The organism is Ruegeria sp. CRTD044 (assembly GCF_059613485.1).
Genome location: NZ_JBXWSP010000005.1, coordinates 1 through 22,143 on the forward strand (window position 1 = coordinate 1; position 22,143 = coordinate 22,143).

Sequence of the window (22,143 nt, forward strand, 5' to 3'; positions counted from 1 at the left end):
TTCGGCGTCGAGCTGATCGCCCCGATCGCCATGGAAAACGGTCTGCGCTTCGCCATCCGCGAAGGCGGCCGCACCGTTGGCGCAGGCGTCGTGTCCAAAATCATCGAGTAAGGCGCGCTTTTCGCGCCCGGTTGCGGCAGGCGGTTTTCCAAAGCGAAGCCAGCCGAAAGCAACTCGGTGAGAAATCAAAGAAGGCCGTCCCAAACCGGGGCGGCCTTTTTCGTTAAGTTCCCAAAACCATGGCTGCGCCGATCTTGGTGTTGCACGCGAATACGCCAAGCTTGCGTTGAGCGGCACCCCTCGACACAATTGCAGGCAGAAATGTCCTGTAGGGGAGGATGGTGGGATGACCAAGCATGTTGAAATCGGCCGGACTGGAGTCAGCTTGCCGCAAATAGGGTTCGGTTCAACAGGGCTGGGAAGCATTCCACAGATATATGGATACGAAGTAGACGAAAGCCGTGCACTGGATACCATCAGGACAATTCTCCAGCGTCCGGATGGCTTCATTGATACAGCGCGCGGGTATGCGTTGGGCCGAAGCGAAGAACGTATCGGGCAAGTCATTCGTGAACTGGGCGGGTGGCCCGAGGGCCGGGTTCTGTCCACGAAACTGGACCGGGACATGGAGAGTAACAGGTTTGATGCGGCACAAGCGCGAAGGTCGCTTGAAGCAAGCCTTGAAGCCCTTTGCGTTGATCACGTGGATATTCTTCACCTTCATGACCCTGAATACGCTGCAGATCTTTCCGAGGTGACCGGCAAGGGCGGCGCGCTTGATGAGCTGTTTCGGATGAAGGAAGAAGGCTTGGCGAAAGCTGTGGGGCTTGCCGGTGGTCGAATTGACGTCCTGATGCCTATGCTACGCGATCGTGAGTTCGACGTCCTTCTGACGCACAACAGGCATACAGTCGTCAACGTGAATTCCGCTCCGTTGATTGAACTCGCGCGTTCCAAGGGAGTGACCGTTCTGAATGCGGCGCCCTATTCCGGAGGAGTATTGGCCAAGGGAAGTTCCGCGCATCATTTCTACGTCTATCAGCCGGCGACCGAAGCGGTTCTGGGCCCGGTTCGTGCTGTCGAGAGTATCTGTTCCCGCTACGATGTCCCGTTGGGGGCGCTTGCGTTGCAATTCTCGATCAAAAACGCAGATATAGCTTCGACAATTTGCGGCGCGACATGGCCGCAGCACGTGGACCAGACATTCGAATGGGCCGGCTGGTCTATCCCGGATGCGGTCTGGACAGAGCTGGCGGAATTGGGGCAATCCCAAAACGATCCTGAAGCCGGGTAGGGTGTTCAAGGTTCAGCGCGGCGGCCTATCACTCGTTGGACAATCCGCATTTGGGGCTTGGTGGCATTTCCCCCTTGCCAAACAGCGCCAACCCCACTAAACCGCGCGAGTTCTCGGTGAGAACGTGAAGGCGGGGTGATTCCCGCCTTTTGGGTTCGATGAGGGTTGGCGATGAGCGCCCGTCCTCCTCTCAACTCCAACGCCTGAAAAAAGGCTGTTAATATGCAAAGCCAAAACATCCGTATTCGGCTGAAGGCATTTGACTATCGCGTCCTGGATGCCAGCACGCAAGAGATCGTCAACACTGCAAAGCGGACCGGCGCGAACGTGCGCGGCCCGATCCCGCTGCCGAACAAGATCGAGAAGTTCACGGTTCTCCGTGGCCCTCACGTTGACAAGAAATCCCGCGACCAGTTCGAGATCCGCACGCACAAGCGTCTGCTCGACATCGTTGATCCGACCCCCCAGACCGTTGACGCGCTGATGAAGCTCGACCTCGCGGCTGGTGTGGACGTCGAGATCAAGCTGCAGTCGTAAGATCGGAGGGTATTGATGATGCGCTCTGGTATTATCGCAAAAAAAGTCGGCATGACCCGCCTGTTCATGGAAGACGGCAAGCAGATCCCTGTGACCGTTCTTCACCTGGACAACCTGCAGGTCGTTGCACAGCGCACCGCTGACAAAGACGGCTACACCGCCGTTCAGCTGGGCGCCGGTGCTGCCAAGGCAAAACGCACCTCGAAGGCCATGCGCGGTCACTATGCCGCTGCCAAGGTCGAGCCCAAACGCAAGCTGGCCGAGTTCCGCGTGTCGGAAGACGCGCTGATCGAAGTGGGCGCCGAGATTTCGGCAGATCACTTCCTGGCTGGTCAGAAAGTTGACGTTTCGGGCACCTCGATCGGTAAAGGCTTTGCCGGTGCAATGAAGCGCCACAACTTCGGTGGTCTGCGCGCCTCGCACGGTGTTTCGATCAGCCACCGTTCGCACGGTTCGACCGGTCAGTGTCAGGACCCGGGCAAAGTGTTCAAAGGCAAGAAGATGGCCGGTCACATGGGTGCTGCCCGTGTAACCACCCAGAACCTCGAGGTCGTCAAAACCGACGCCGACCGTGGTCTGGTCTTCATCAAAGGCGCCGTTCCCGGACCAAAATCGGGCTGGGTCACCGTCAAGGACGCCGTCAAGAAGAAAGCACCGGAAGGCCTGCCTTTCCCGGCTGCTGTGAAATCGGCTGCAACCGAAGCACCTGCGGAAGAAGCACCCGCGGAAGGTGGTGAAGCATGAAACTTGATGTAATCAAACTGGACGGCGGTAAAGCCGGCAACATCGAGCTGGATGCAGACCTGTTCGGCCTGGAGCCGCGCGCGGACATCCTGCACCGTGTGGTCCGTTGGCAGCGCAACAATGCGCAGGCTGGCACCCACAAGGTGAAGACCCGCTCGGAAACCAGCTACTCGACCAAGAAGATCTATCGCCAGAAGGGCACCGGTGGCGCACGTCACGGTGACCGCAACGCGCCGATCTTCCGCAAAGGTGGCATCTACAAGGGTCCGACCCCGCGTTCGCACGGCCACGACCTGCCGAAGAAGTTCCGCAAGCTGGGCCTGCGCCACGCACTGTCGGCCAAGGCCAAAGCTGGCGAGCTGGTCGTGATCGAAAGCGCCGAAGCCGAAGGCAAGACCGCCGCACTGGCCAAGCAGGTTGCAAACCTGGGCTGGAAGCGCGCTCTGGTCATCGACGGCGCCACCGTGAACGAAGGGTTCGCCCGCGCAGCCCGCAACATCGAAGGTCTGGATATCCTGCCGTCGATGGGCGCAAACGTCTATGACATCCTCAAGCGTGACACCCTGGTGCTCACCAAAGCGGGTGTCGAAGCACTGGAGGCTCGACTGAAATGAGCGCGAAGGCAGAACACTACGACGTGATCCGCAAGCCGATCATCACCGAGAAAACGACCATGGCGTCTGAAAACGGCGCGGTTGTCTTTGAAGTGGCGATCGACAGCAACAAGCCGCAGATCAAAGAGGCCGTCGAGGCGCTGTTTGGTGTGAAGGTCAAGGCGGTGAACACCACCGTGACCAAAGGCAAGGTCAAGCGGTTCCGCGGCCAGCTGGGCAAGCGGAAAGACGTCAAAAAGGCCTATGTGACCCTAGAAGAGGGCAACACCATCGACGTGACCACCGGTCTCTGATCGGACCCGTCTTTGGAGAGAGATGAAGGCCCCCGCCGAAAGGCGGGGGTTTTTTGTTTTTTCCTTCAATTTCATACATGCATAGTCCGCGGGTGTGCGTTACATCCATAACGTGTTCTGAATGCAAACGGAGGATCTTTAAGTTGTCTCGCTGGTCAATAGATTTTGAGAAACACCCTTTGCATGAAACGCTGCGTCAGTCCGTTGAGTGGTTGGATGTTGATACCGGAGATATAGATGCAGAATTTGAAGAAGAGCGGCGGCGTCTCAGGAAGATCCTGAGCAATTTGCAAGAAATACTTGCAGGTATCGATCCAGAATTTTTTCCTCTGGCGTTGTTGAACCAACTCAACCAACACTTGAGGCATGGGAATTTTTTCCAGCAGCTTCAGAATTATTCAAACTCGCCACAAACTGCCCCTCTGCGGGCTGCAAACGATCATATTTCGCAGTATTCTCCTCAGATCTATCACTTGGCAGCTATGTCTAGGCTTCCAGAATCTCAGAAAGTCATTCGTCATACTGAGAAAGCCTTTCATTCGCTCGCTGTCGTGATGAACGACTTTAAAAGTAAGACAAAAGAACAAATCGGGGAGAGCGTGGGGAAACTGTCGGAGCTGACCGGCAAAGCGGACGAGTTCCGCCAGCGGCTTGATCTTTTGTCATCAGAAACGGAAACGAAACTCTCAGAGTGGCAATCAGAGTTTACAGAAAAGCAGACGGAGCGTGCTGAAGAGTTTTCCACGGTGCAAATTGATCGCGAAAAGAAATTTGAGAATCAGCTTTCCGAATGGACGAAGTCCATTGATCGGCAGCACTCCGAGATAGGCGCAGAGCAGGCAAAAAAACTTGAAGAGCTTTTAGTACACTTCGCAAGTGAAGGCGAAGAAATAATGAAAGACGTGAGAGAAAAGCACCAATCTGTGTTGGAAATTCACAGGCTGGTAGGTCGAGATAGCGTTGCCGGAGGCTACCAAAGTAGCGCGGAGGAAGAAAAAATGCAGGCTGACCTTTGGCGCTGGATTTCTATGGCGTCGCTTGCTGCAGCGGTCTTTTGGTTGGGCTTCAAGTACTGGATGGGCTTTGATCCTACTGTTTCCGGCTAGCTGAATTGGGCGAGCATCGTAACGGCGACATCGCTTACTGCTATTTTGCTTGTCGCCGCTGGATACGCCTCCAAACAGTCGAAGATGCATCGCGACAATGAGAAGCAAATGCTATCGTTTGCGCTTGAAACTAAGGCGCTTGATCCTTTCATGGCCGACCTAGAAGCGACAGAGCAACAAAAGATAAAAGCGGAACTAATCAAGCGCATGTTCGGTCAGCAGCACAACCAAACGGTTGCCTCTTCTGCCAGCGTAGACGAGGGAACTGTAAAATCGGTTGCAGCGATTTTGGCGCAGGCGTTTTCGAAAGCGGTGGACAAGGCTTAAAGGCGGTTCGAGAATAACTACTTGAGAAGGCGTTCTAGCTATTGCCCCCCACCCCCAACCCTGCTAAACGCTCCCAATCTTGCGGCCTCGGATTCGTTCCGGGGCCTCTGATATTTGCAACCGGGGACCTTCGGGGCCCTATAACCTGGGCACCTACGGGGGCCTCTCACATAGCGGGGATTGATCCTCGCGCTTGCTAAACGGAAGACAGAAAGCATGGCACTCAAGTCGTACAAACCGACGACGCCGGGCCAGCGCGGGCTGGTGCTGATCGACCGTTCGGAGCTTTGGAAAGGACGTCCGGTCAAGTCTCTCACTGAGGGTTTGACCAAATCGGGCGGCCGGAACAACACCGGACGGATCACTTCACGCCGCCGTGGCGGTGGCGCAAAGCGTCTCTACCGGATCGTTGACTTCAAACGGAACAAACTGGATGTAGCGGCAACCGTCGAGCGGATCGAATATGACCCGAACCGGACCGCGTTCATCGCACTGATCAAATATGACGACGGCGAGCAGGCCTATATCCTGGCGCCGCAGCGTCTGGCGGTTGGCGACAAGGTCATCGCTTCGGCCAAGGCCGACATCAAGCCCGGCAACGCGATGCCGTTCTCGGGCATGCCGATCGGTACCATCGTGCACAACATCGAGATGAAGCCCGGCAAGGGCGGTCAGATCGCACGTGCGGCGGGCACCTACGCCCAGTTCGTCGGCCGCGATGGCGGCTATGCTCAGATCCGTCTGAGCTCGGGCGAGCTGCGCATGGTACGCCAGGAATGTATGGCCACCGTCGGTGCCGTGTCGAACCCCGACAACAGCAACCAGAACCTCGGCAAAGCCGGTCGTATGCGCCACAAGGGCGTGCGTCCGTCGGTCCGTGGTGTTGCCATGAACCCGATCGATCACCCCCACGGTGGTGGTGAAGGCCGGACCTCGGGTGGCCGTACGCCGGTTACGCCTTGGGGTAAAGACACCAAGGGTAAGCGTACCCGCAACAAGAACAAAGCGTCCCAGAAGCTGATCATCCGCTCGCGGCACGCCAAGAAGAAAGGGCGTTAAGACATGTCTCGCTCTGTTTGGAAGGGTCCTTTCGTCGACGCTTACGTGCTTAAAAAAGCCGAAGCTGCGCGCGAGTCGGGCCGCAACGAAGTCATCAAGATCTGGTCGCGTCGTTCCACCATTCTGCCCCAGTTCGTGGGTCTGACCTTTGGTGTGTACAACGGCCAGAAGCATATCCCGGTAAACGTCTCGGAAGACATGATCGGTCAGAAGTTCGGTGAGTACTCGCCGACCCGGACCTATTATGGCCATGCCGCAGACAAAAAAGCGAAGCGGAAGTAAGTCATGGGCAAGGAAAAGAACCCCCGCCGCGTGGCTGAAAACGAAGCAATGGCAAAAACCCGTATGCTTCGCACCAGCCCGCAGAAACTGAACCTGGTTGCGCAAATGATCCGCGGCAAGAAAGTCGAGAAGGCTCTGACCGACCTGACTTTCTCGAACAAGCGTGTCGCGCAGGACGTCAAAAAGTGCCTGCAGTCCGCAATCGCGAACGCCGAAAACAACCACAACCTGGATGTCGACGAGCTGATCGTCGCCGAAGCATGGGTTGGCAAGAACCTGGTCATGAAGCGCGGTCGTCCGCGTGCCCGTGGCCGTTTCGGCAAGATCATGAAGCCGTTCTCGGAGATCACCATCAAGGTGCGTCAAGTTGAGGAGCAAGCCTAATGGGACATAAAGTCAATCCGATCGGCATGCGCCTTCAGGTCAACCGCACCTGGGACAGCCGTTGGTACGCAGATACCAAGGACTACGGTGATCTTCTGCTGGAAGACCTCAAGATCCGTGAGTTCATCAAGAAAGAGTGCAAGCAGGCCGGCATCGCCCGTGTGATCATCGAACGTCCGCACAAGAAGTGCCGCGTCACGATCCACACTGCGCGTCCCGGTGTCATCATCGGCAAGAAAGGCGCGGACATCGAAGTTCTGCGCAAGAAAATCGCGCAGATGACCGACAGCGAACTGCACCTGAACATCGTCGAAGTGCGCAAGCCGGAACTCGACGCGCAGCTGGTTGCCGAGTCGATCGCTCAGCAGCTGGAACGTCGTGTTTCCTTCCGTCGCGCAATGAAGCGCTCGGTTCAGAACGCCATGCGCATGGGCGCCCTGGGTATCCGGGTGAACGTCGCTGGCCGTCTGGGCGGCGCCGAAATCGCACGGACCGAATGGTACCGCGAAGGCCGCGTGCCTCTGCACACCCTGCGTGCCGACATCGATTACGCACATGCCGAAGCGATGACCCCCTACGGGATCATCGGGATCAAGGTCTGGATCTTCAAAGGTGAGATCATGGAGCACGATCCGCAGGCACGTGACCGTAAAGCACAGGAACTCCAGGACGGCCCTGCACCTCGTGGTGCTGGTGGCGGTCGTCGCTAAGGAGGGAAAGATATGCTTCAACCAAAGCGTACAAAATTCCGCAAGATGCACAAAGGCCGGATCAAGGGTGAAGCCAAAGGCGGCTCTGATCTGAACTTTGGCACCTACGGTCTGAAAGCCCTGCAGCCCGAGCGCGTCACCGCACGCCAGATCGAAGCTGCTCGTCGTGCCATGACCCGTCACATGAAACGTCAAGGTCGCGTCTGGATCCGGATCTTCCCGGATACTCCCGTGACCTCGAAGCCGACCGAAGTCCGTATGGGTAAAGGTAAAGGCTCGGTCGACTATTGGGCAGCCAAAGTGAAGCCCGGTCGCGTGATGTTCGAGATCGACGGCGTCAACGATGAAATCGCGCGCGAGGCCCTGCGCCTGGCTGCGATGAAGCTGCCGATCAAGACCCGCGTGGTGGTCCGCGAGGACTGGTAAGCCGGTCTTTCTAAGACTTCAGAAAACCCCGCCGAACCGGCGGGGTTTTTTGTATTTCGGATGGTTTGGGTTAGGCTCAGCTTCAGCTTTTGATATTTCGGAAAAGCCCAAAACAAGGACCCCAAATGACTTTGAAGTCAGAGATTGAAGAGATTGACGACGGCTTCTTTGCCGCACTGAACGCTATGTTCGAGGGTGACGTTGCACCGATGGAGGCGCTGTGGTCGCACGCAGACGACGTCATCTATATGGGGCCATCACCCGATCTGTTCCACATCGGGTGGAAGGTCACGGATCAGGATTGGGTCGCGCAGGGACGGGCGCATCTTGGTGGGTCGATCAAAGTGCTGAACCGGCATGTTGTGCTAGGGGATACGCTTGCCACCGTGCATCACGTCGCCGAGGCATCGGGGCAGGGCGATGGGTCCGGTATCCGGATGCGCGGCACGAATGTCTATCGCCATGAAGGTGGAGCGTGGAAGCTGATCGCGCATCACAGCGACCCGTTGCCCTATATTGACTTGTGACAGCTACAGCGGTTTTCCAAATTCGAAGAAAGTTCCTCTATCGCGCCTTGGCGTCGAATGGGGTAATGGACGCCCATGGCACAGATTGAATCACTCTTTGTTACCCGTCTCTACCGCGCCGCTCTGTCTGAGTTCGATCCAAGGATCGATCCGGAGGAGCTGGAGAACTCGTGCCTTGTCATCGCTGAGGATGACGAGGCCGGGCAGGAGTGGTGCGAAAAGAACGGCTATCCGGGTTACACCAGCTATGCCTCGTTGACTGATCTGCCCTGGCGGTTTCCGATCTTTCAGGATTTGGTGAAGACTTTGGATCAGCACGTGGCTGCATTCGCAAAAGACCTTGAGTTTGATCTCGATGACCGGGAATTGAAGCTGGAGGATCTTTGGATCAACATCCTGCCCGAGGGTGGAATGCATGCCAGCCACATCCATCCGCACAGTGTGATTTCTGGAACGACCTATGTGTCAATGCCGGAAGGCGCCAGCGCGCTGAAGCTTGAAGACCCCCGCTCAGGCCGCATGATGGCCGCGCCGGTGCGCCGCAAGGGCGCCCGACGCGAATTGCAGCCCTTCATTTATATGAAGCCGAAGGTCGGCGACGTTCTGCTGTGGGAAAGCTGGCTGCGCCACGAGGTGCCGATGAACATGGCCGAGGAAGAGCGGATTTCGGTAAGTTTTAACTATAAGTGGGAGTGAACCCCTAGGGGCGTATTCAACTGCCCGCATTGCGCCGGTTTGATCTGCGCCCATAGGCGACGACTGTCGTCGTCCTGCGAACCGAAATTGATGCGTGGCCGAATGCCCCATTCCGCAGCCGTTCTCTGGCGCCGGTCGGTTCGAGATGCCTATACCTTCCCTTTGAAAAGAAAGGCAGGTCCAGCGCAAGCCCCCTTTTGACCAGCTCCGCGCCGATGTCCTGCCCATTGGGTAGGTATCCAATTCCTACTAGCCGGTCGTAAGATGTTTCGCCGTTCAGCTTGACGGTAATCTCCTGACCTTTGCAGATTTCGACCATCGTCCACTTTGCCTTTAGACCCCATGGCATGTCCAGCTCGGGCGCATCAATGCCGGCTAGACGGATCTTTGTTCCACGGACAATGATTGTGTCGCCATCGATCACATAAGCGCGCCCCGTCAGAACGCGGTTGGAGGGAGCAACACTAGGCTGTTGTCGCGGGATTGCGCGTTTCCGTGTGGAGGCTTGCGGAGGTTTTTGAAGGCCTCTATGACGGGCGACAAAGCGTGGCTTTCTTGGTATTAAAACAACTAGAAGTGCCGCGAACCCAATTAGGACAACCAATTCCATTTTTTCCACCGTTCCTAAGTCAGCGGGATAAAGATACTTCAAGGGTTTCAAGTGTCTTTTGAGTTTCGGCCAAACCCGTTTCCACAAACGACAACGCGCAAGTGGTCAGGTTCTGACGTGACCCGTTGGTTGCCCGGTTCTGGCTGCAAAACTTTCCCTTGCCACCCACCCACCAAACCCTTATACGGCGGCATCCTGCGGTCTCCCGGCGTTGTCGGGCGATTCGCATGTCTATCATTCATCCACCAGGTCCAAGGTGACCCGTGTACGGGGCCTTCTGGTGTTTTGAGCAAAGGAAAAGGCGATGAACGCCCAAGAACTGCGTGAAAAGACCCCGGACCAGCTCCGCGAGGAACTGGCCAACCTGAAGAAAGAAAGCTTCAACCTGCGCTTTCAACAGGCCACCGGTCAGCTGGAAAACACTGCTGGTATCAAAGCGGCCCGCCGCAATGCTGCCCGCGTCAAAACCATTCTGAACGAAAAGGCCGCTGCCGCGGCATCCGAGGAGTAATCAGATGCCCAAGCGTATCCTGCAAGGCACCGTGACCAGCGACGCCAACGAACAGACCATCACCGTTCTGGTCGAGCGCCGCTTCAAGCACCCTCTGCTGCAGAAAACCGTTCGTAAGTCCAAGAAATACCGGGCTCACGACGAAAAGAACGCCTTCAAGGTCGGCGACACCGTACGCATCATCGAATGCGCGCCGAAATCGAAGACGAAACGTTGGGAGGTTCTGGAGGCCTAAGCCTCCGGGATTTTTCCATTTGTCGAAACCCTGGGGGATTTAACAAGACCAGCCCCCACAGGTCGGGAGAAACCACATGATCCAGATGCAGACCAATCTGGATGTCGCTGACAACTCCGGCGCCCGCCGAGTTCAGTGCATCAAGGTCCTGGGTGGTTCCAAGCGTAAATACGCCTCCGTCGGCGACATCATTGTCGTCTCGGTGAAGGAAGCCATCCCGCGCGGCCGCGTGAAGAAAGGTGACGTCCGCAAGGCCGTCGTCGTGCGCACCGCCAAAGAAGTCCGTCGCGAAGACGGCACCGCGATCCGCTTCGATCGCAACGCCGCCGTCATCCTGAACAACAACAACGAGCCCGTCGGTACCCGTATCTTCGGCCCCGTTGTTCGTGAACTGCGCGCGAAGAACTTCATGAAGATCATCTCGCTGGCTCCGGAGGTGCTGTAATCATGGCTGCTAAACTCCGCAAAGGCGACAAGGTCGTCGTGCTGGCCGGCAAGGACAAGGGCAAAGAGGGGACTATCACCTCGGTCGACCCCAAAGCCGGCAAAGCTGTCGTTGATGGCGTGAACATCGCCATCCGCCACACCCGCCAGTCGCAAACGTCGCAAGGTGGCCGCCTGCCCAAGGCTCTGCCGATCGACCTGTCGAACCTGGCCCTGCTGGACAAGAACGGCAAGGCAACCCGGGTCGGCTTCCGCATGGAAGGTGACAAGAAGGTTCGTTACGCTAAGACCACGGGGGACGTGATCGATGCTTGATGCTGCAACCTACACCCCGCGTCTGAAAGCTCAGTACGCTGAAACCATCCGTGCCGCTCTGAAAGAAGAGTTTGGCTACAAGAACGATATGCAGATCCCCAAGCTGGAGAAGATCGTTCTGAACATCGGCTGTGGTGCCGAGGCGGTGAAGGACTCGAAGAAGGCGAAAGCCGCGGTCGAAGATCTGACGGCGATTGCCGGTCAGAAGGCCGTTTCGACCAAGGCGAAGAAGTCGATCGCGGGTTTCCGCGTCCGTGAAGACATGCCGCTGGGCGCCAAGGTGACCCTGCGCGGCGACCGGATGTACGAATTCCTGGACCGTCTGATCACAATCGCGATGCCTCGCGTACGTGACTTCCGCGGTGTGAAACCGTCCTTCGATGGCCGTGGCAACTTTGCCATGGGCATGAAAGAGCACATCGTGTTCCCGGAAATCGACTTCGACAAGGTCGACGAGGTCTGGGGCATGGACATCGTAATTGCCACCACAGCGAAAACCGACGCTGAAGCAAAGGCACTGTTGAAAGCTTTCAACATGCCGTTCAACGCGTAAGCGCCGGGAGGATTGAGACATGGCTAAAAAAGCAATGATCGAACGCGAGAAGAAGCGCGCACGCCTGGTGGCACAGTATGCCGAAAAGCGTGCGGCTCTGAAAGAGATCGCGAATGACGAGAGCAAGCCGATGGAAGAGCGTTTCAAAGCGCGTCTGAAACTGGCGAAACTGCCGCGCAACAGCTCGGCTACCCGTCTGCACAACCGTTGTCAGCTGACCGGTCGTCCCCACGCTTACTACCGTAAGCTGAAGGTCAGCCGTATCGCGCTGCGCGAGCTGGGTTCTGCTGGTCAGATCCCCGGCATGGTGAAATCGAGCTGGTAAGGGAGAGACAGATATGAACGATCCTATCGGCGATATGCTCACCCGCATCCGCAACGCGCAAATGCGCGGCAAGTCCACCGTGATCACTCCGGCGTCGAAACTGCGCGCCTGGGTGCTGGACGTGCTGGCGGACGAAGGCTATATCCGCGGCTATGAAAAGACGACCGGTGAAAACGGTCATCCGGCTCTGGAAATCAGCCTGAAATACTACGAAGGCACCCCTGTCATTCGCGAACTGAAGCGGGTCTCGAAGCCCGGCCGTCGCGTATACATGGGCGTCAATGACATCCCGCAGGTTCGTCAGGGCCTGGGCGTGTCGATTGTCAGCACTCCGAAAGGTGTGATGTCGGACGCAAACGCTCGCTCCAACAACGTTGGTGGCGAAGTGCTCTGCACCGTCTTCTAAGGAGGTCTGCAATGTCTCGTATTGGTAAGAAACCGGTCGAGCTGCCCAGCGGCGTTACCGCCTCTGTGTCGGGTCAGACCATCGAAGTCAAAGGTCCGAAAGGCACCCGCAGCTTCACCGCAACCGACGACGTCACCCTGACGGTCGAAGACAACGTGGTCAAAATCGACCCGCGTGGTTCGTCCAAGCGTGCGCGTCAGCAGTGGGGCATGAGCCGCACCATGGTCGCCAACCTGGTGACCGGTGTGACCGAAGGCTTCAAGAAGGAACTGGAAATCCAGGGTGTGGGTTACCGCGCTCAGATGCAGGGCAACACCCTGAAGCTGAACCTGGGCTACAGCCACGATGTTGATTTCGTTGCTCCGGAAGGTGTCACCATCACCGCGCCGAAGCAGACCGAGATCGTTGTGGAAGGCATTGACCAGCAGCTGGTGGGCGAAACCGCGGCGAAAATCCGCGAGTGGCGCCGTCCCGAGCCTTACAAAGGCAAAGGTATCCGCTACAAGGGCGAGTTCATCTTCCGCAAGGAAGGCAAGAAGAAGTAAGGACGAACACAATGGCAAACAGCAAAAGAACCCTGTTTCTGAAGCGCCGCCTGCGCGTTCGGAACAAACTTCGCAAGGTCAACGCGGGTCGTCCGCGTCTGTCCGTACACCGTTCGAACAAGAACATCTCCGTTCAGCTGATCGACGACGTACGTGGCGTGACCCTGGCCTCGGCCTCGACCCTGGAAAAGGATCTGGGTGTTGTTGGCAAGAACAACGTCGAAGCGGCCACCAAAGTGGGCGCAGCCATCGCCGAGCGGGCCAAGAAGGCCGGCGTCGAAGAGGCTTATTTCGATCGTGGTGGCTTCCTGTTCCACGGCAAGGTGAAGGCAGTTGCCGACGCCGCGCGTGAAGGCGGCCTGAAAATCTAAGACCTGTGGGCGGGTTTCGATCCGCCCCGATGATCCGGGGGCCTCGGCGTCAGTCGAGGCTCACTTGGATTGAAGAAAACGGCGCCAAGCGCCACATGAGAAAAGGGATGCCAAATGGCAGAACGTGAAAACCGTCGGGGCCGTGGCCGCGACCGTGAAGAAGCACCGGAATTTGCCGATCGTCTGGTCGCAATCAACCGCGTGTCGAAAACCGTAAAAGGTGGTAAGCGCTTTGGCTTCGCCGCTCTGGTGGTTGTTGGCGATCAGAAAGGCCGCGTGGGCTTTGGCAAAGGTAAAGCGAAAGAAGTACCTGAAGCCATCCGTAAGGCGACCGAGCAAGCCAAGCGTCAGATGATCCGCGTGCAACTGCGCGAAGGTCGGACTCTGCACCACGACATCGAGGGCCGTCACGGCGCTGGTAAAGTGGTCATGCGCACCGCACCGGAAGGTACCGGTATCATCGCCGGTGGTCCGATGCGTGCCGTGTTCGAAATGCTGGGCGTGAAGGATGTTGTGTCCAAATCGCTGGGCTCGCAGAACCCGTACAACATGATCCGCGCCACCATCGACGGCCTTAAGAAAGAACAGAGCCCGCGTTCGGTTGCCGCGCGTCGTGGCAAAAAGGTCGCCGATATCCTGCCCAAGCGGGATGAAGCACCGGCTGAAGCCGAAGCGTAAGGAGAGCGAGCAATGGCAAAAACCATCGTCGTCAAGCAGATCGGTTCCCCGATCCGTCGCCCCGCCGAACAGCGCGCAACCCTGATCGGTCTGGGCCTGAACAAGATGCACAAGACCCGCGAATTGGAAGACACTCCGTCGATCCGCGGCATGGTCAACAAGATCCCGCATCTGGTTGAGATCATCGAAGAGCGCGGCTGAGCGCCAGCTTCGAAAGCCTAATGAACGCCTCCGATCTGATCGGGGGCGTTTTCTTTTTTTAGCCGTCGCCTGTGCGGAATGTCGGAAGGCCGCCTTTTGCGGTGAACTAGGCCACGGCCTGGCCAGGAACTCGCAGATAGACACCTTTTTGCCCTCTGTCCTGACCTAAAAATCAAAACATAGCCAAACGGCTAACTTTTTATTGACGTAAGCGTTGCATTGAAATACTTAGCCTTATGGCTAACAAACTCGATACATTTTTTTCTGCGCTGGCCGATCCGACCCGGCGTGCCGTGATCGAACGGCTGATCACTGGCCCAGCGGCCGTGTCAGAGCTGCACGAAGCGCACGACATGGCGCTGCCATCGTTTCTGAAGCATCTCGGCAAGCTGGAATCCGCTGGAATGATCCGTTCGGAGAAGATCGGTCGGGTTCGCATGTTGCATATCGAAGCCGCCCCGATCGCCGAGGCGGAAGGTTGGTTGAAACAACAACGTCACCTCTGGGAAGGCCGGCTGGATCGCCTGTCCGCACTTGCCGAGCAAATAGAAAAGGAATCCGATGATGGCTGATTACGAAACTTTGATCCTGGAACGCGAGATTGCCTGCGCTCCCGACCGGCTGTTTCAGGTGTTGACCGACCGCGAGATGCGCCAGAAATGGGCCGCACCAGACGATGAAAGCGTAGTTTTGATCGATGTTTTCGACTGTCGACCCGGAGGCCGTGAGGAAACGCGATGTGGACCGAAAGAAGCGCCCGAGTTCAATACGACCAGCCTGTTCCACGTAGTCTCGCCGGAGTTTCTTTCATTGACCGAAACGCTGGTCATTCAGGGAGAGTTGGTCTCGGTCTCGCTGTGCGGCCACGAAATCATGCCGAATGGCCGTGGCAGTACGCTGCGCGTCACGTTGCAGATCACAAGCCTGGCCGGGCCAGAACTGTTTCAGGACTACAAAGGTGGCTGGTCTGCTGCTTTGGACAACCTGTCCCGGCTTGCGGCCAGTAGCGGTCACTCCTGATTTGTGCCGCCATGCCAAAAATGCATAGCGGCCAGTCCAAAACCATCGTTGTTAGCGGTAATTGAAGTGCCTATCTCAACCCTGTCCAAGACAGGAACCAAGTAAGTGACATCGGGGAATACGCCCCGACATTCGAAAGGAAATGAGATAATGGCACACACAGCGACCCTGACACATGGCGGCTTCAACCTGACCGCCCGTATCGCAAACCTGATCGAGCGCGTGAAAGAAAACCGCGCCCGGGCCAGCGAGTACACCCGCACGTATACCGAGTTGCAGCGTCTGAGCGACCGCGAGTTGAACGACATCGGCATCCGCCGGTGCGACATCGCCGACATCGCTCGCGAGCATGCCTACTGCTCGTAAAAAACGGGACGACAACAGAAGAAGCAGAGGCGCCCAAGTGGCGCCTCTTTTGTGTTTACGGATCCCACGCAGGCAGGAAAATAGTTGTCACCACAACTGCGACGTTGCGCGGCGCCGGGAATTGGGTCACTCCAATGCAGGCAAGCCGTCAGGGCACGAACACATTGGGCAGAGAGGGCAGAACATGGCACGGGACTTCCAGATTGCAATGCTGTGGGTCGAGGGGCCGCTCAGCTTTTTGGAACTGCTGTGCATCCAGTCTTACTTGGATATGGGCCACAGCGTGCGGCTATATACCTATAGCAATGTGACGAACATCCCTGAGGGTGTCGAGCACCGTGATGCCCGCGAGATTCTGCCGGATTCCGAATTTATCACTCATGAGCGCACCAACAGCCCCGCGCCGCATTCCGACAAGTTCCGTTACCGAATGCTGGCACAGGAGCCCGACCTGATTTGGGCAGACACCGATGCCTATTGCCTGAAACCCTATTCAACGGCGAATGGTCATTACTATGGGTATCTTGAGGGTGAGGTGGCGATCGGGGTTCTGGGTCTGCCGCAGGACAGTGAAACTCTGGCCAAGCTGATCGAGTACACGAATGATCCCTACCGTGTCCCGCCCTGGCTGCCCCCGCGCCACCGCCGGCCGTTGGAAGAGGCGCGCGACGCTGGAAACCCGACCAACGTTCCCGAGGCGTTGTGGGGCGTTTGGGGACCAAAGGCATTCACCTGGGCGCTGAAGGAAACAGGCGAGATAAAATACGCCCTGCCAGAGCATGTTTTTTACCCGATCAACTTTTCGCGGCGCCGGGCCCTTGCCCGGCCGAACGAAAATCTTGACCGGTTTTTCCACGAGGATACCGTCTCGATCCATTTGTACGGGCGCCGGATGCGGGCGATCATGCGAAAGAACCATGGCGGAATACCACATCCTGACAGCCTGGTCGGGCGACTTGTGGCCAAACATGGAATTGAGCCCCAAGATGCGCCCATCGCTGGCCGCGACGACTGAGCCGCTGCTGCAAGGCAATCAAAACTTGCAACTCGGGGCCCGAGGCTGTACTGCGCTCCGGTGGCGTGTTTGCCACGAGAATCAAAACCAAGAAATGCCGTGTTTGACCCATCACGCTTCGGGGTCAATTCCGGCGAAGGAGAAGCGACATGAAACTGCACGAATTGCGCGACAATCCCGGCGCGGTCAAGAAACGGACCCGCGTTGGCCGTGGTCCTGGCTCGGGCAAAGGTAAAATGGGTGGCCGTGGTATCAAAGGCCAGAAATCCCGTTCGGGTGTGGCCATCAATGGCTACGAAGGCGGCCAGATGCCTCTGTATCAGCGCCTGCCCAAGCGCGGCTTCAACAAGCCGAACCGCAAGGAATTCGCCGTCATCAACCTGGGCCTGATCCAGAAATTCGTCGATGCCGGCAAGCTGGACGTTAAATCGGCCATCACCGAGGACGCACTGGTTGCCTCGGGTCTGGTGCGCCGCAAGCTGGACGGTATCCGCGTTCTGGCCAAGGGCGAAATCAGCGCCAAGCTGAACCTCGAAGTGACCGGCGCCTCTAAGGCGGCGATCGAAGCCGTGGAAAAAGCGGGCGGTTCACTGAAGGTCACAAAAGCCGCTGCGGCAGAGTAAGCGCTTGTGAGCGGGCGCCGACCCGCTTACATAGACCTCAGAGTTTTCCAAGACGCCGCCCGAGCCGGAAAACGGTTCCGGGCGGCGTTTTCATAAGAGAGACCGATTTATGGTATCAGCAGCAGAACAAATGGCAGCCAACACAAGCTGGGCTGCTCTGGGCAAGGCCACCGATCTGCGCAACCGCATCCTGTTCACGCTGGGTTTGCTGATCGTCTATCGTCTGGGCACCTTTATTCCGGTGCCGGGGATCGACGGTCAGGCGCTGCGCGAGTTCATGGAGCAGGCGGGGCAGGGCATCGGTGGGATGGTTTCGATGTTCACCGGCGGGGCGCTGGGGCGGATGGGTATCTTTGCCCTCGGCATCATGCCCTATATCTCGGCATCGATCATCGTACAGCTGCTGACCTCGATGGTGCCCGCGCTCGAACAACTCAAGAAAGAGGGCGAGCAGGGCCGCAAGAAAATCAACCAGTACACCCGTTTCGGCACCGTGGCGCTGGCCACCGTGCAGGCCTATGGCCTTGCGGTTTCGCTGGAATCGGGCGATTTGGCCACCGATCCGGGCCTGTATTTCCGCCTGTCGACGATGATCACGCTGGTCGGCGGCACCATGTTCCTGATGTGGCTGGGTGAACAGATCACCGCGCGCGGCATCGGCAACGGTATCTCGCTGATCATTTTCGTCGGCATCATCGCCGAGGTTCCGGCCGCGCTGGCCCAGTTCTTGGCCTCGGGCCGTTCGGGCGCGATCAGCCCTGCCGTGATCGTCGGCGTGATCGTGATGGTGATCGCCGTTATCACCTTCGTGGTGTTCATGGAACGCGCGCTCCGCAAGATCCACATCCAGTACCCGCGCCGCAATGTCGGCATGAAGGTCTACGAGGGCGGCTCGAGCCACCTGCCGGTCAAAGTCAACCCGGCCGGCGTTATTCCGGCGATCTTCGCCAGCTCGCTGCTGCTGCTGCCGGTCACGATCTCGACCTTCTCGTCGGGCGCTGCAAACGGGCCGATCATGTCGTGGCTGCTGGCCAATTTCGGACCGGGACAGCCGCTGTACCTGCTGTTCTTCGCTTCGATGATCGTGTTCTTTGCCTATTTCTACACGTTCAACGTGTCGTTCAAACCGGATGACGTGGCGGACAACCTGAAAAAGCAGAACGGCTTTGTGCCCGGCATCCGTCCCGGAAAGAAGACCGCCGAGTATCTGGAATACGTGGTCAACCGCGTACTGGTTCTGGGCTCGGCCTATCTGGCGGCGGTCTGCCTGCTGCCTGAAATTCTACGCGGCCAGTTCGCCATCCCGTTCTATTTCGGCGGCACCTCGGTTCTGATCATCGTCTCTGTGACCATGGACACGATCCAACAGGTTCAGAGCCACCTCCTGGCGCATCAATACGAAGGGCTGATCGAAAAGTCCCAGTTGCGCGGCAAAGGCAAGAAACGCGGCAGGAAGGGACCCGCTCGTCGATGAATATCATTCTTCTGGGCCCCCCGGGGGCAGGCAAGGGTACGCAGGCACGTCAGCTGGTTGAAACGCGGGGCATGATCCAGCTCAGCACCGGTGACATGCTGCGCGAGGCCCGCAACTCGGGAACCGAGATGGGCAAGAAGGTGGCCGCGATCATGGACGCGGGCAAGCTTGTCACCGACGAGATCGTGATTGGCCTGATCGAAGAGAAGCTGACCACCGAAAAGGGCGCCGGCTTCATCTTCGACGGCTTTCCGCGCACCTTGGCCCAGGCTGACGCCTTGTCGGCCCTTCTGACCAAGCTGGGCCAGTCGCTGCACACCGTGATCGAAATGCGCGTGGATGACGAGGCTCTGGTTGAACGGATCACTGCCCGGTCGACCTGTGGCGGTTGCGGCGAGGTCTACAATGACAAGACCAAACCGATCCCAGCCGATGGCAAATGTACCAATTGCGGCAAGGAAAACGATTTCGTCCGTCGTGCCGACGACAACGAGGAAAGCCTGCGCACCCGGCTTATGGAATATTACAAGAAGACCTCACCGTTGATTGGCTATTACTACGCCAAGGGCGATCTTCGACCGGTGAACGGGCTGGCGGACATCAAGGAAGTCCGGGCCTCGATCGCAGCCATATTGGGTTAAGCTTGCAAAGGGCTTGACGCCAAGCCCAAAAGCCCATATCGACCCCCATCCCTTTGGGGAATCAATCGCGCATGCGGGATTCGTTCCGCATGTATAGACCACCTCGAATAATGCTGAACCCTCTGGCCACACTGCCACGGTTAGGCGTTGTGAAAAAAGGTTCTGGAACTACGGAACCGCAACGAAAGGAAAGTGACACGTGGCACGTATTGCCGGCGTAAACATCCCGACTGCAAAGCGGGTACCAATCGCCCTCACATATATCACCGGTATCGGCAACACCTCGGCCAAAGCGATCTGCGAAGCCGTTGGCATCGACACGACTCGTCGCGTCAATGAATTGTCGGATGCCGAAGTTCTGGCCATCCGCGAATACATCGACGCCAACTTCACCGTCGAAGGTGACTTGCGTCGCGAAGTTCAGATGAACATCAAGCGTCTGATGGACCTGGGCTGCTATCGCGGTCTGCGTCACCGCCGCAACCTGCCGGTTCGCGGTCAGCGTACCCACACCAACGCTCGTACCCGCAAAGGCCCCGCAAAGGCCATCGCTGGTAAGAAGAAATAAGGGAGGGTCTGACTGATGGCACGTGACAAGACTCGCGTTAAGCGTAAAGAGCGTAAGAACATCGCATCGGGCGTCGCCCATGTGAACTCGACCTTCAACAACACCAAGATCCTGATCTCGGACGTGCAGGGCAACGCCATCGCTTGGTCGTCGGCCGGCACCATGGGCTTCAAGGGATCGCGGAAATCGACCCCCTACGCCGCTCAGATGGCTGCAGAAGACGCAGGCAAGAAGGCGCAGGAACATGGCGTAAAGACGCTGGAAGTCGAAGTTCAGGGCCCCGGTTCGGGTCGTGAATCGGCTCTGCGTGCGCTGGCTGCCGTGGGCTTCAATATCACGTCGATCCGCGACGTGACCCCGATTGCCCACAATGGCTGCCGCCCGCCGAAGCGCCGCCGCGTCTAACCGATCGAATTACCAGGCTGGGGCCGTGTTTTTACACGGCCCCGGTTCGCCGTTTTGAAACCTCGGGCGTCTGCACCTGATTGGTCATGGGGCGCAGACAGGAATGGAGGGATTACATGATCCACAAGAATTGGGCAGAATTGATCAAGCCGACCCAGCTGGAAGGCAAGCCGGGCAACGATCCCGCGCGGCAGGCAACCCTGGTTGCGGAGCCGCTTGAGCGTGGCTTTGGTCTGACCCTGGGCAACGCGCTGCGCCGTGTTCTGATGAGCTCGCTGCAAGGCGCGGCCATCACCAGCGTCCAGATCGACAACGTCCTGCACGAGTTCAGCTCGGTCGCAGGCGTTCGTGAAGACGTCACCGACATCATCCTGAACCTCAAGCAGGTTGCTCTGCGCATGGAAGTCGAAGGGCCCAAGCGCCTGTCGATCAATGCCAAAGGCCCCGCAGTTGTCACCGCCGGTGATATCAGCGAAAGCGCCGGCATCGAGGTTCTGAACCGTGATCACGTCATCTGCCACCTGGACGATGGCGCCGAGCTGTTCATGGAACTGACCGTCAACACTGGCAAAGGCTATGTCTCGGCCGAGAAGAACAAGCCCGAAGATGCGCCCATCGGCCTGATCCCGATCGACGCGATCTATTCGCCGGTCAAGAAGGTCGCCTATGACGTTCAGCCGACCCGTGAAGGCCAGGTTCTGGACTATGACAAGCTGACCATGAAGATCGAAACCGACGGCTCGATCACGCCCGAGGACGCGCTGGCCTTCGCCGCGCGCATCCTGCAGGATCAGCTGTCGATCTTCGTCAACTTCGACGAACCGGAATCGGCTGGCCGCCAGGACGAGGACGATGGTCTGGAGTTCAACCCGCTGCTGCTGAAGAAAGTGGACGAGCTGGAACTGTCGGTCCGTTCGGCAAACTGCCTGAAGAACGACAACATCGTCTATATCGGCGATCTGATCCAGAAGACCGAAGCTGAGATGCTGCGCACGCCGAACTTCGGCCGCAAGTCGCTGAACGAGATCAAGGAAGTGCTGTCCGGCATGGGTCTGCACCTCGGCATGGATGTCGAGGATTGGCCGCCCGACAACATCGAAGATCTGGCGAAGAAATTCGAAGACGCGTTCTAAGCGCGTCTTCGCCAATGCCCGGGCTGCCGGGGACCGTATGGGCATTTCCGCCCCAAGGAGAGCCGGTGACACGCATCGCCGGCCAGACAAAGCAAAACGCGAAATAAGGAATTGAAAAATGCGTCACGCACGTGGTTACCGCCGCCTGAACCGTACTCATGAGCACCGCAAGGCCCTGTTCTCGAACATGGCCGGCTCGCTGATCGAGCACGAACAGATCAAGACGACCCTGCCCAAGGCAAAAGAACTGCGCCCGATCGTTGAAAAACTGATCACGCTGGGCAAGCGCGGCGACTTGCACGCCCGCCGTCAGGCCGCAGCTCAGCTGAAGGAAGACAAGGACGTCGCCAAGCTGTTCGAGGTTCTGGGCCCGCGCTACAAGGACCGTCAGGGCGGTTATGTCCGCATCCTGAAAGCCGGCTTCCGCTATGGCGACATGGCTCCGATGGCGATCATCGAATTCGTTGATCGTGACATCGACGCCAAAGGCGCAGCTGACAAGGCCCGCGTTGCCGCTGAAGAAGTGGACGTTGACGAAGAATAAGAACCGGCTACATTGCCGTTTCATGGCCCCTGTCCGGACATCCCGGGCAGGGGCTTTTTCTTATGGATCGCCTCGGTCGCGGCGGACATGGCAGCGGCAAGGTTTCGCGTGCTCTATTGCATTCGCGTGCCGACCTCCGCATATCTTCGGCGGATGATGAA

Annotated in this window: 38 protein-coding genes; 37 read left to right on the forward strand and 1 reads right to left on the reverse strand. The window is 57.9% G+C overall.

Annotated elements, in window-relative coordinates:
- From AC2FNL_RS06950 to AC2FNL_RS07020, 15 genes are all read left to right on the forward strand, one after another.
- The coding region (locus AC2FNL_RS06950) for an EF-Tu C-terminal domain-related protein (protein WP_480428719.1) at window positions 1-111 on the forward strand (111 nt) is incomplete at its 5' end.
- 235 nt (window positions 112-346) lie between these two features.
- Window positions 347-1,294, forward strand: a complete 948-nt coding sequence (locus AC2FNL_RS06955; protein ID WP_496832946.1) for an aldo/keto reductase — start codon at window positions 347-349, stop codon at window positions 1,292-1,294.
- Between the two features lie 222 nt (window positions 1,295-1,516).
- Window positions 1,517-1,831: a 30S ribosomal protein S10 gene (rpsJ, locus tag AC2FNL_RS06960; RefSeq protein ID WP_008756422.1), complete on the forward strand. Its 315-nt coding sequence runs from the start codon at window positions 1,517-1,519 to the stop codon at window positions 1,829-1,831.
- Between the two features lie 18 nt (window positions 1,832-1,849).
- Window positions 1,850-2,575 carry a 50S ribosomal protein L3 gene (rplC, locus tag AC2FNL_RS06965; protein WP_496833026.1) on the forward strand — a complete coding sequence of 242 codons (726 nt, stop codon included), beginning with the start codon at window positions 1,850-1,852 and terminating at the stop codon, window positions 2,573-2,575.
- Window positions 2,572-3,189 carry a 50S ribosomal protein L4 gene (rplD, locus tag AC2FNL_RS06970; protein WP_170370228.1) on the forward strand — a complete coding sequence of 206 codons (618 nt, stop codon included), beginning with the start codon at window positions 2,572-2,574 and terminating at the stop codon, window positions 3,187-3,189. Before rplC ends, rplD begins: the two co-directional genes overlap by 4 nt.
- A complete protein-coding gene (locus AC2FNL_RS06975; protein WP_093965341.1) occupies window positions 3,186-3,482 on the forward strand; it encodes a 50S ribosomal protein L23 in 297 nt (98 codons plus the stop codon). The genes rplD and AC2FNL_RS06975 overlap by 4 nt, the downstream gene beginning before the upstream one ends.
- 143 nt (window positions 3,483-3,625) lie before the next feature.
- Window positions 3,626-4,588: a hypothetical protein gene (locus AC2FNL_RS06980; RefSeq protein WP_496832947.1), complete on the forward strand. Its 963-nt coding sequence runs from the start codon at window positions 3,626-3,628 to the stop codon at window positions 4,586-4,588.
- Between the two features lie 84 nt (window positions 4,589-4,672).
- Window positions 4,673-4,915, forward strand: coding sequence for a hypothetical protein (locus AC2FNL_RS06985; RefSeq protein WP_496832948.1), 243 nt, complete (start codon window positions 4,673-4,675; stop codon window positions 4,913-4,915).
- Between the two features lie 216 nt (window positions 4,916-5,131).
- On the forward strand, window positions 5,132-5,974 hold the full coding sequence (gene rplB, locus AC2FNL_RS06990) for a 50S ribosomal protein L2 (protein WP_093965344.1): 843 nt from the start codon (window positions 5,132-5,134) through the stop codon (window positions 5,972-5,974).
- 3 nt (window positions 5,975-5,977) lie between these two features.
- Window positions 5,978-6,256 carry a 30S ribosomal protein S19 gene (gene rpsS / locus AC2FNL_RS06995; RefSeq protein ID WP_005980699.1) on the forward strand — a complete coding sequence of 93 codons (279 nt, stop codon included), beginning with the start codon at window positions 5,978-5,980 and terminating at the stop codon, window positions 6,254-6,256.
- A 3-nt stretch (window positions 6,257-6,259) separates the two neighbouring features.
- The gene (rplV, locus tag AC2FNL_RS07000) at window positions 6,260-6,640 is read left to right on the forward strand and encodes a 50S ribosomal protein L22 (protein WP_039538267.1); all 381 of its coding nucleotides are present in this window, start codon (window positions 6,260-6,262) and stop codon (window positions 6,638-6,640) included.
- Window positions 6,640-7,350 carry a 30S ribosomal protein S3 gene (rpsC, locus tag AC2FNL_RS07005; protein WP_093965346.1) on the forward strand — a complete coding sequence of 237 codons (711 nt, stop codon included), beginning with the start codon at window positions 6,640-6,642 and terminating at the stop codon, window positions 7,348-7,350. The genes rplV and rpsC overlap by 1 nt, the downstream gene beginning before the upstream one ends.
- 12 nt (window positions 7,351-7,362) lie before the next feature.
- Complete coding sequence (gene rplP / locus AC2FNL_RS07010) at window positions 7,363-7,776, forward strand: 50S ribosomal protein L16 (RefSeq protein ID WP_005980704.1); 414 nt, start codon at window positions 7,363-7,365, stop codon at window positions 7,774-7,776.
- Between the two features lie 125 nt (window positions 7,777-7,901).
- Window positions 7,902-8,303: a YybH family protein gene (locus AC2FNL_RS07015; protein WP_496832949.1), complete on the forward strand. Its 402-nt coding sequence runs from the start codon at window positions 7,902-7,904 to the stop codon at window positions 8,301-8,303.
- Between the two features lie 75 nt (window positions 8,304-8,378).
- A complete protein-coding gene (locus tag AC2FNL_RS07020; protein WP_170392161.1) occupies window positions 8,379-8,999 on the forward strand; it encodes a 2OG-Fe(II) oxygenase family protein in 621 nt (206 codons plus the stop codon).
- 16 nt (window positions 9,000-9,015) lie between these two features.
- Here the strand turns inward: AC2FNL_RS07020 and AC2FNL_RS07025 are convergent, their stop codons facing one another.
- Entirely contained in the window at window positions 9,016-9,651 is a 636-nt protein-coding gene (locus AC2FNL_RS07025; protein WP_496832950.1) for a thermonuclease family protein, read from the reverse strand.
- Between the two features lie 262 nt (window positions 9,652-9,913).
- On the opposite strand from AC2FNL_RS07025, the gene rpmC reads away from it, so the two are divergent.
- The 22 genes from rpmC to rplQ all read left to right on the forward strand — a co-directional run bounded on the left by rpmC (window position 9,914) and on the right by rplQ (window position 21,982).
- Window positions 9,914-10,120, forward strand: a complete 207-nt coding sequence (gene rpmC / locus AC2FNL_RS07030) for a 50S ribosomal protein L29 (protein WP_093965352.1) — start codon at window positions 9,914-9,916, stop codon at window positions 10,118-10,120.
- A gap of 4 nt (window positions 10,121-10,124) precedes the next feature.
- Window positions 10,125-10,355, forward strand: a complete 231-nt coding sequence (rpsQ, locus tag AC2FNL_RS07035; RefSeq protein ID WP_170342963.1) for a 30S ribosomal protein S17 — start codon at window positions 10,125-10,127, stop codon at window positions 10,353-10,355.
- 76 nt (window positions 10,356-10,431) lie between these two features.
- Window positions 10,432-10,800: a 50S ribosomal protein L14 gene (gene rplN / locus AC2FNL_RS07040; RefSeq protein ID WP_005621870.1), complete on the forward strand. Its 369-nt coding sequence runs from the start codon at window positions 10,432-10,434 to the stop codon at window positions 10,798-10,800.
- Between the two features lie 2 nt (window positions 10,801-10,802).
- Window positions 10,803-11,114, forward strand: a complete 312-nt coding sequence (rplX, locus tag AC2FNL_RS07045) for a 50S ribosomal protein L24 (protein ID WP_093965356.1) — start codon at window positions 10,803-10,805, stop codon at window positions 11,112-11,114.
- On the forward strand, window positions 11,107-11,667 hold the full coding sequence (rplE, locus tag AC2FNL_RS07050) for a 50S ribosomal protein L5 (RefSeq protein WP_093965358.1): 561 nt from the start codon (window positions 11,107-11,109) through the stop codon (window positions 11,665-11,667). The genes rplX and rplE overlap by 8 nt, the downstream gene beginning before the upstream one ends.
- 19 nt (window positions 11,668-11,686) lie before the next feature.
- The gene (rpsN, locus tag AC2FNL_RS07055; protein ID WP_093965360.1) at window positions 11,687-11,992 is read left to right on the forward strand and encodes a 30S ribosomal protein S14; all 306 of its coding nucleotides are present in this window, start codon (window positions 11,687-11,689) and stop codon (window positions 11,990-11,992) included.
- Between the two features lie 13 nt (window positions 11,993-12,005).
- The gene (gene rpsH, locus AC2FNL_RS07060; protein WP_093965361.1) at window positions 12,006-12,398 is read left to right on the forward strand and encodes a 30S ribosomal protein S8; all 393 of its coding nucleotides are present in this window, start codon (window positions 12,006-12,008) and stop codon (window positions 12,396-12,398) included.
- Between the two features lie 11 nt (window positions 12,399-12,409).
- On the forward strand, window positions 12,410-12,943 hold the full coding sequence (gene rplF / locus AC2FNL_RS07065; protein WP_093965363.1) for a 50S ribosomal protein L6: 534 nt from the start codon (window positions 12,410-12,412) through the stop codon (window positions 12,941-12,943).
- Between the two features lie 11 nt (window positions 12,944-12,954).
- Complete coding sequence (gene rplR, locus AC2FNL_RS07070; RefSeq protein WP_010437103.1) at window positions 12,955-13,314, forward strand: 50S ribosomal protein L18; 360 nt, start codon at window positions 12,955-12,957, stop codon at window positions 13,312-13,314.
- A gap of 114 nt (window positions 13,315-13,428) precedes the next feature.
- Window positions 13,429-13,992: a 30S ribosomal protein S5 gene (gene rpsE / locus AC2FNL_RS07075; RefSeq protein ID WP_093965365.1), complete on the forward strand. Its 564-nt coding sequence runs from the start codon at window positions 13,429-13,431 to the stop codon at window positions 13,990-13,992.
- A gap of 12 nt (window positions 13,993-14,004) precedes the next feature.
- The gene (gene rpmD, locus AC2FNL_RS07080) at window positions 14,005-14,193 is read left to right on the forward strand and encodes a 50S ribosomal protein L30 (RefSeq protein ID WP_093965366.1); all 189 of its coding nucleotides are present in this window, start codon (window positions 14,005-14,007) and stop codon (window positions 14,191-14,193) included.
- A gap of 236 nt (window positions 14,194-14,429) precedes the next feature.
- Window positions 14,430-14,765, forward strand: coding sequence for an ArsR/SmtB family transcription factor (locus AC2FNL_RS07085; RefSeq protein WP_170342961.1), 336 nt, complete (start codon window positions 14,430-14,432; stop codon window positions 14,763-14,765).
- Window positions 14,758-15,213, forward strand: a complete 456-nt coding sequence (locus AC2FNL_RS07090) for an SRPBCC domain-containing protein (protein ID WP_496832951.1) — start codon at window positions 14,758-14,760, stop codon at window positions 15,211-15,213. The genes AC2FNL_RS07085 and AC2FNL_RS07090 overlap by 8 nt, the downstream gene beginning before the upstream one ends.
- Before the next feature lie 150 nt (window positions 15,214-15,363).
- Window positions 15,364-15,579 carry a DUF1127 domain-containing protein gene (locus AC2FNL_RS07095; RefSeq protein ID WP_170343462.1) on the forward strand — a complete coding sequence of 72 codons (216 nt, stop codon included), beginning with the start codon at window positions 15,364-15,366 and terminating at the stop codon, window positions 15,577-15,579.
- 184 nt (window positions 15,580-15,763) lie between these two features.
- Window positions 15,764-16,594, forward strand: a complete 831-nt coding sequence (locus AC2FNL_RS07100) for a hypothetical protein (RefSeq protein WP_496832952.1) — start codon at window positions 15,764-15,766, stop codon at window positions 16,592-16,594.
- A gap of 149 nt (window positions 16,595-16,743) precedes the next feature.
- A complete protein-coding gene (gene rplO, locus AC2FNL_RS07105; RefSeq protein WP_170342955.1) occupies window positions 16,744-17,217 on the forward strand; it encodes a 50S ribosomal protein L15 in 474 nt (157 codons plus the stop codon).
- Window positions 17,218-17,326: 109 nt separating this feature from the next.
- Window positions 17,327-18,691 carry a preprotein translocase subunit SecY gene (secY, locus tag AC2FNL_RS07110; RefSeq protein WP_093965375.1) on the forward strand — a complete coding sequence of 455 codons (1,365 nt, stop codon included), beginning with the start codon at window positions 17,327-17,329 and terminating at the stop codon, window positions 18,689-18,691.
- The gene (locus AC2FNL_RS07115; protein WP_496832953.1) at window positions 18,688-19,332 is read left to right on the forward strand and encodes an adenylate kinase; all 645 of its coding nucleotides are present in this window, start codon (window positions 18,688-18,690) and stop codon (window positions 19,330-19,332) included. Before secY ends, AC2FNL_RS07115 begins: the two co-directional genes overlap by 4 nt.
- 199 nt (window positions 19,333-19,531) lie before the next feature.
- Window positions 19,532-19,900, forward strand: a complete 369-nt coding sequence (rpsM, locus tag AC2FNL_RS07120) for a 30S ribosomal protein S13 (RefSeq protein WP_093965378.1) — start codon at window positions 19,532-19,534, stop codon at window positions 19,898-19,900.
- 15 nt (window positions 19,901-19,915) lie between these two features.
- Complete coding sequence (rpsK, locus tag AC2FNL_RS07125) at window positions 19,916-20,305, forward strand: 30S ribosomal protein S11 (RefSeq protein ID WP_093965380.1); 390 nt, start codon at window positions 19,916-19,918, stop codon at window positions 20,303-20,305.
- A gap of 116 nt (window positions 20,306-20,421) precedes the next feature.
- Window positions 20,422-21,438, forward strand: coding sequence for a DNA-directed RNA polymerase subunit alpha (locus AC2FNL_RS07130; protein ID WP_170342951.1), 1,017 nt, complete (start codon window positions 20,422-20,424; stop codon window positions 21,436-21,438).
- Between the two features lie 118 nt (window positions 21,439-21,556).
- Window positions 21,557-21,982: a 50S ribosomal protein L17 gene (gene rplQ / locus AC2FNL_RS07135; RefSeq protein ID WP_093965383.1), complete on the forward strand. Its 426-nt coding sequence runs from the start codon at window positions 21,557-21,559 to the stop codon at window positions 21,980-21,982.
- Window positions 21,983-22,143 lie beyond the last annotated feature (161 nt).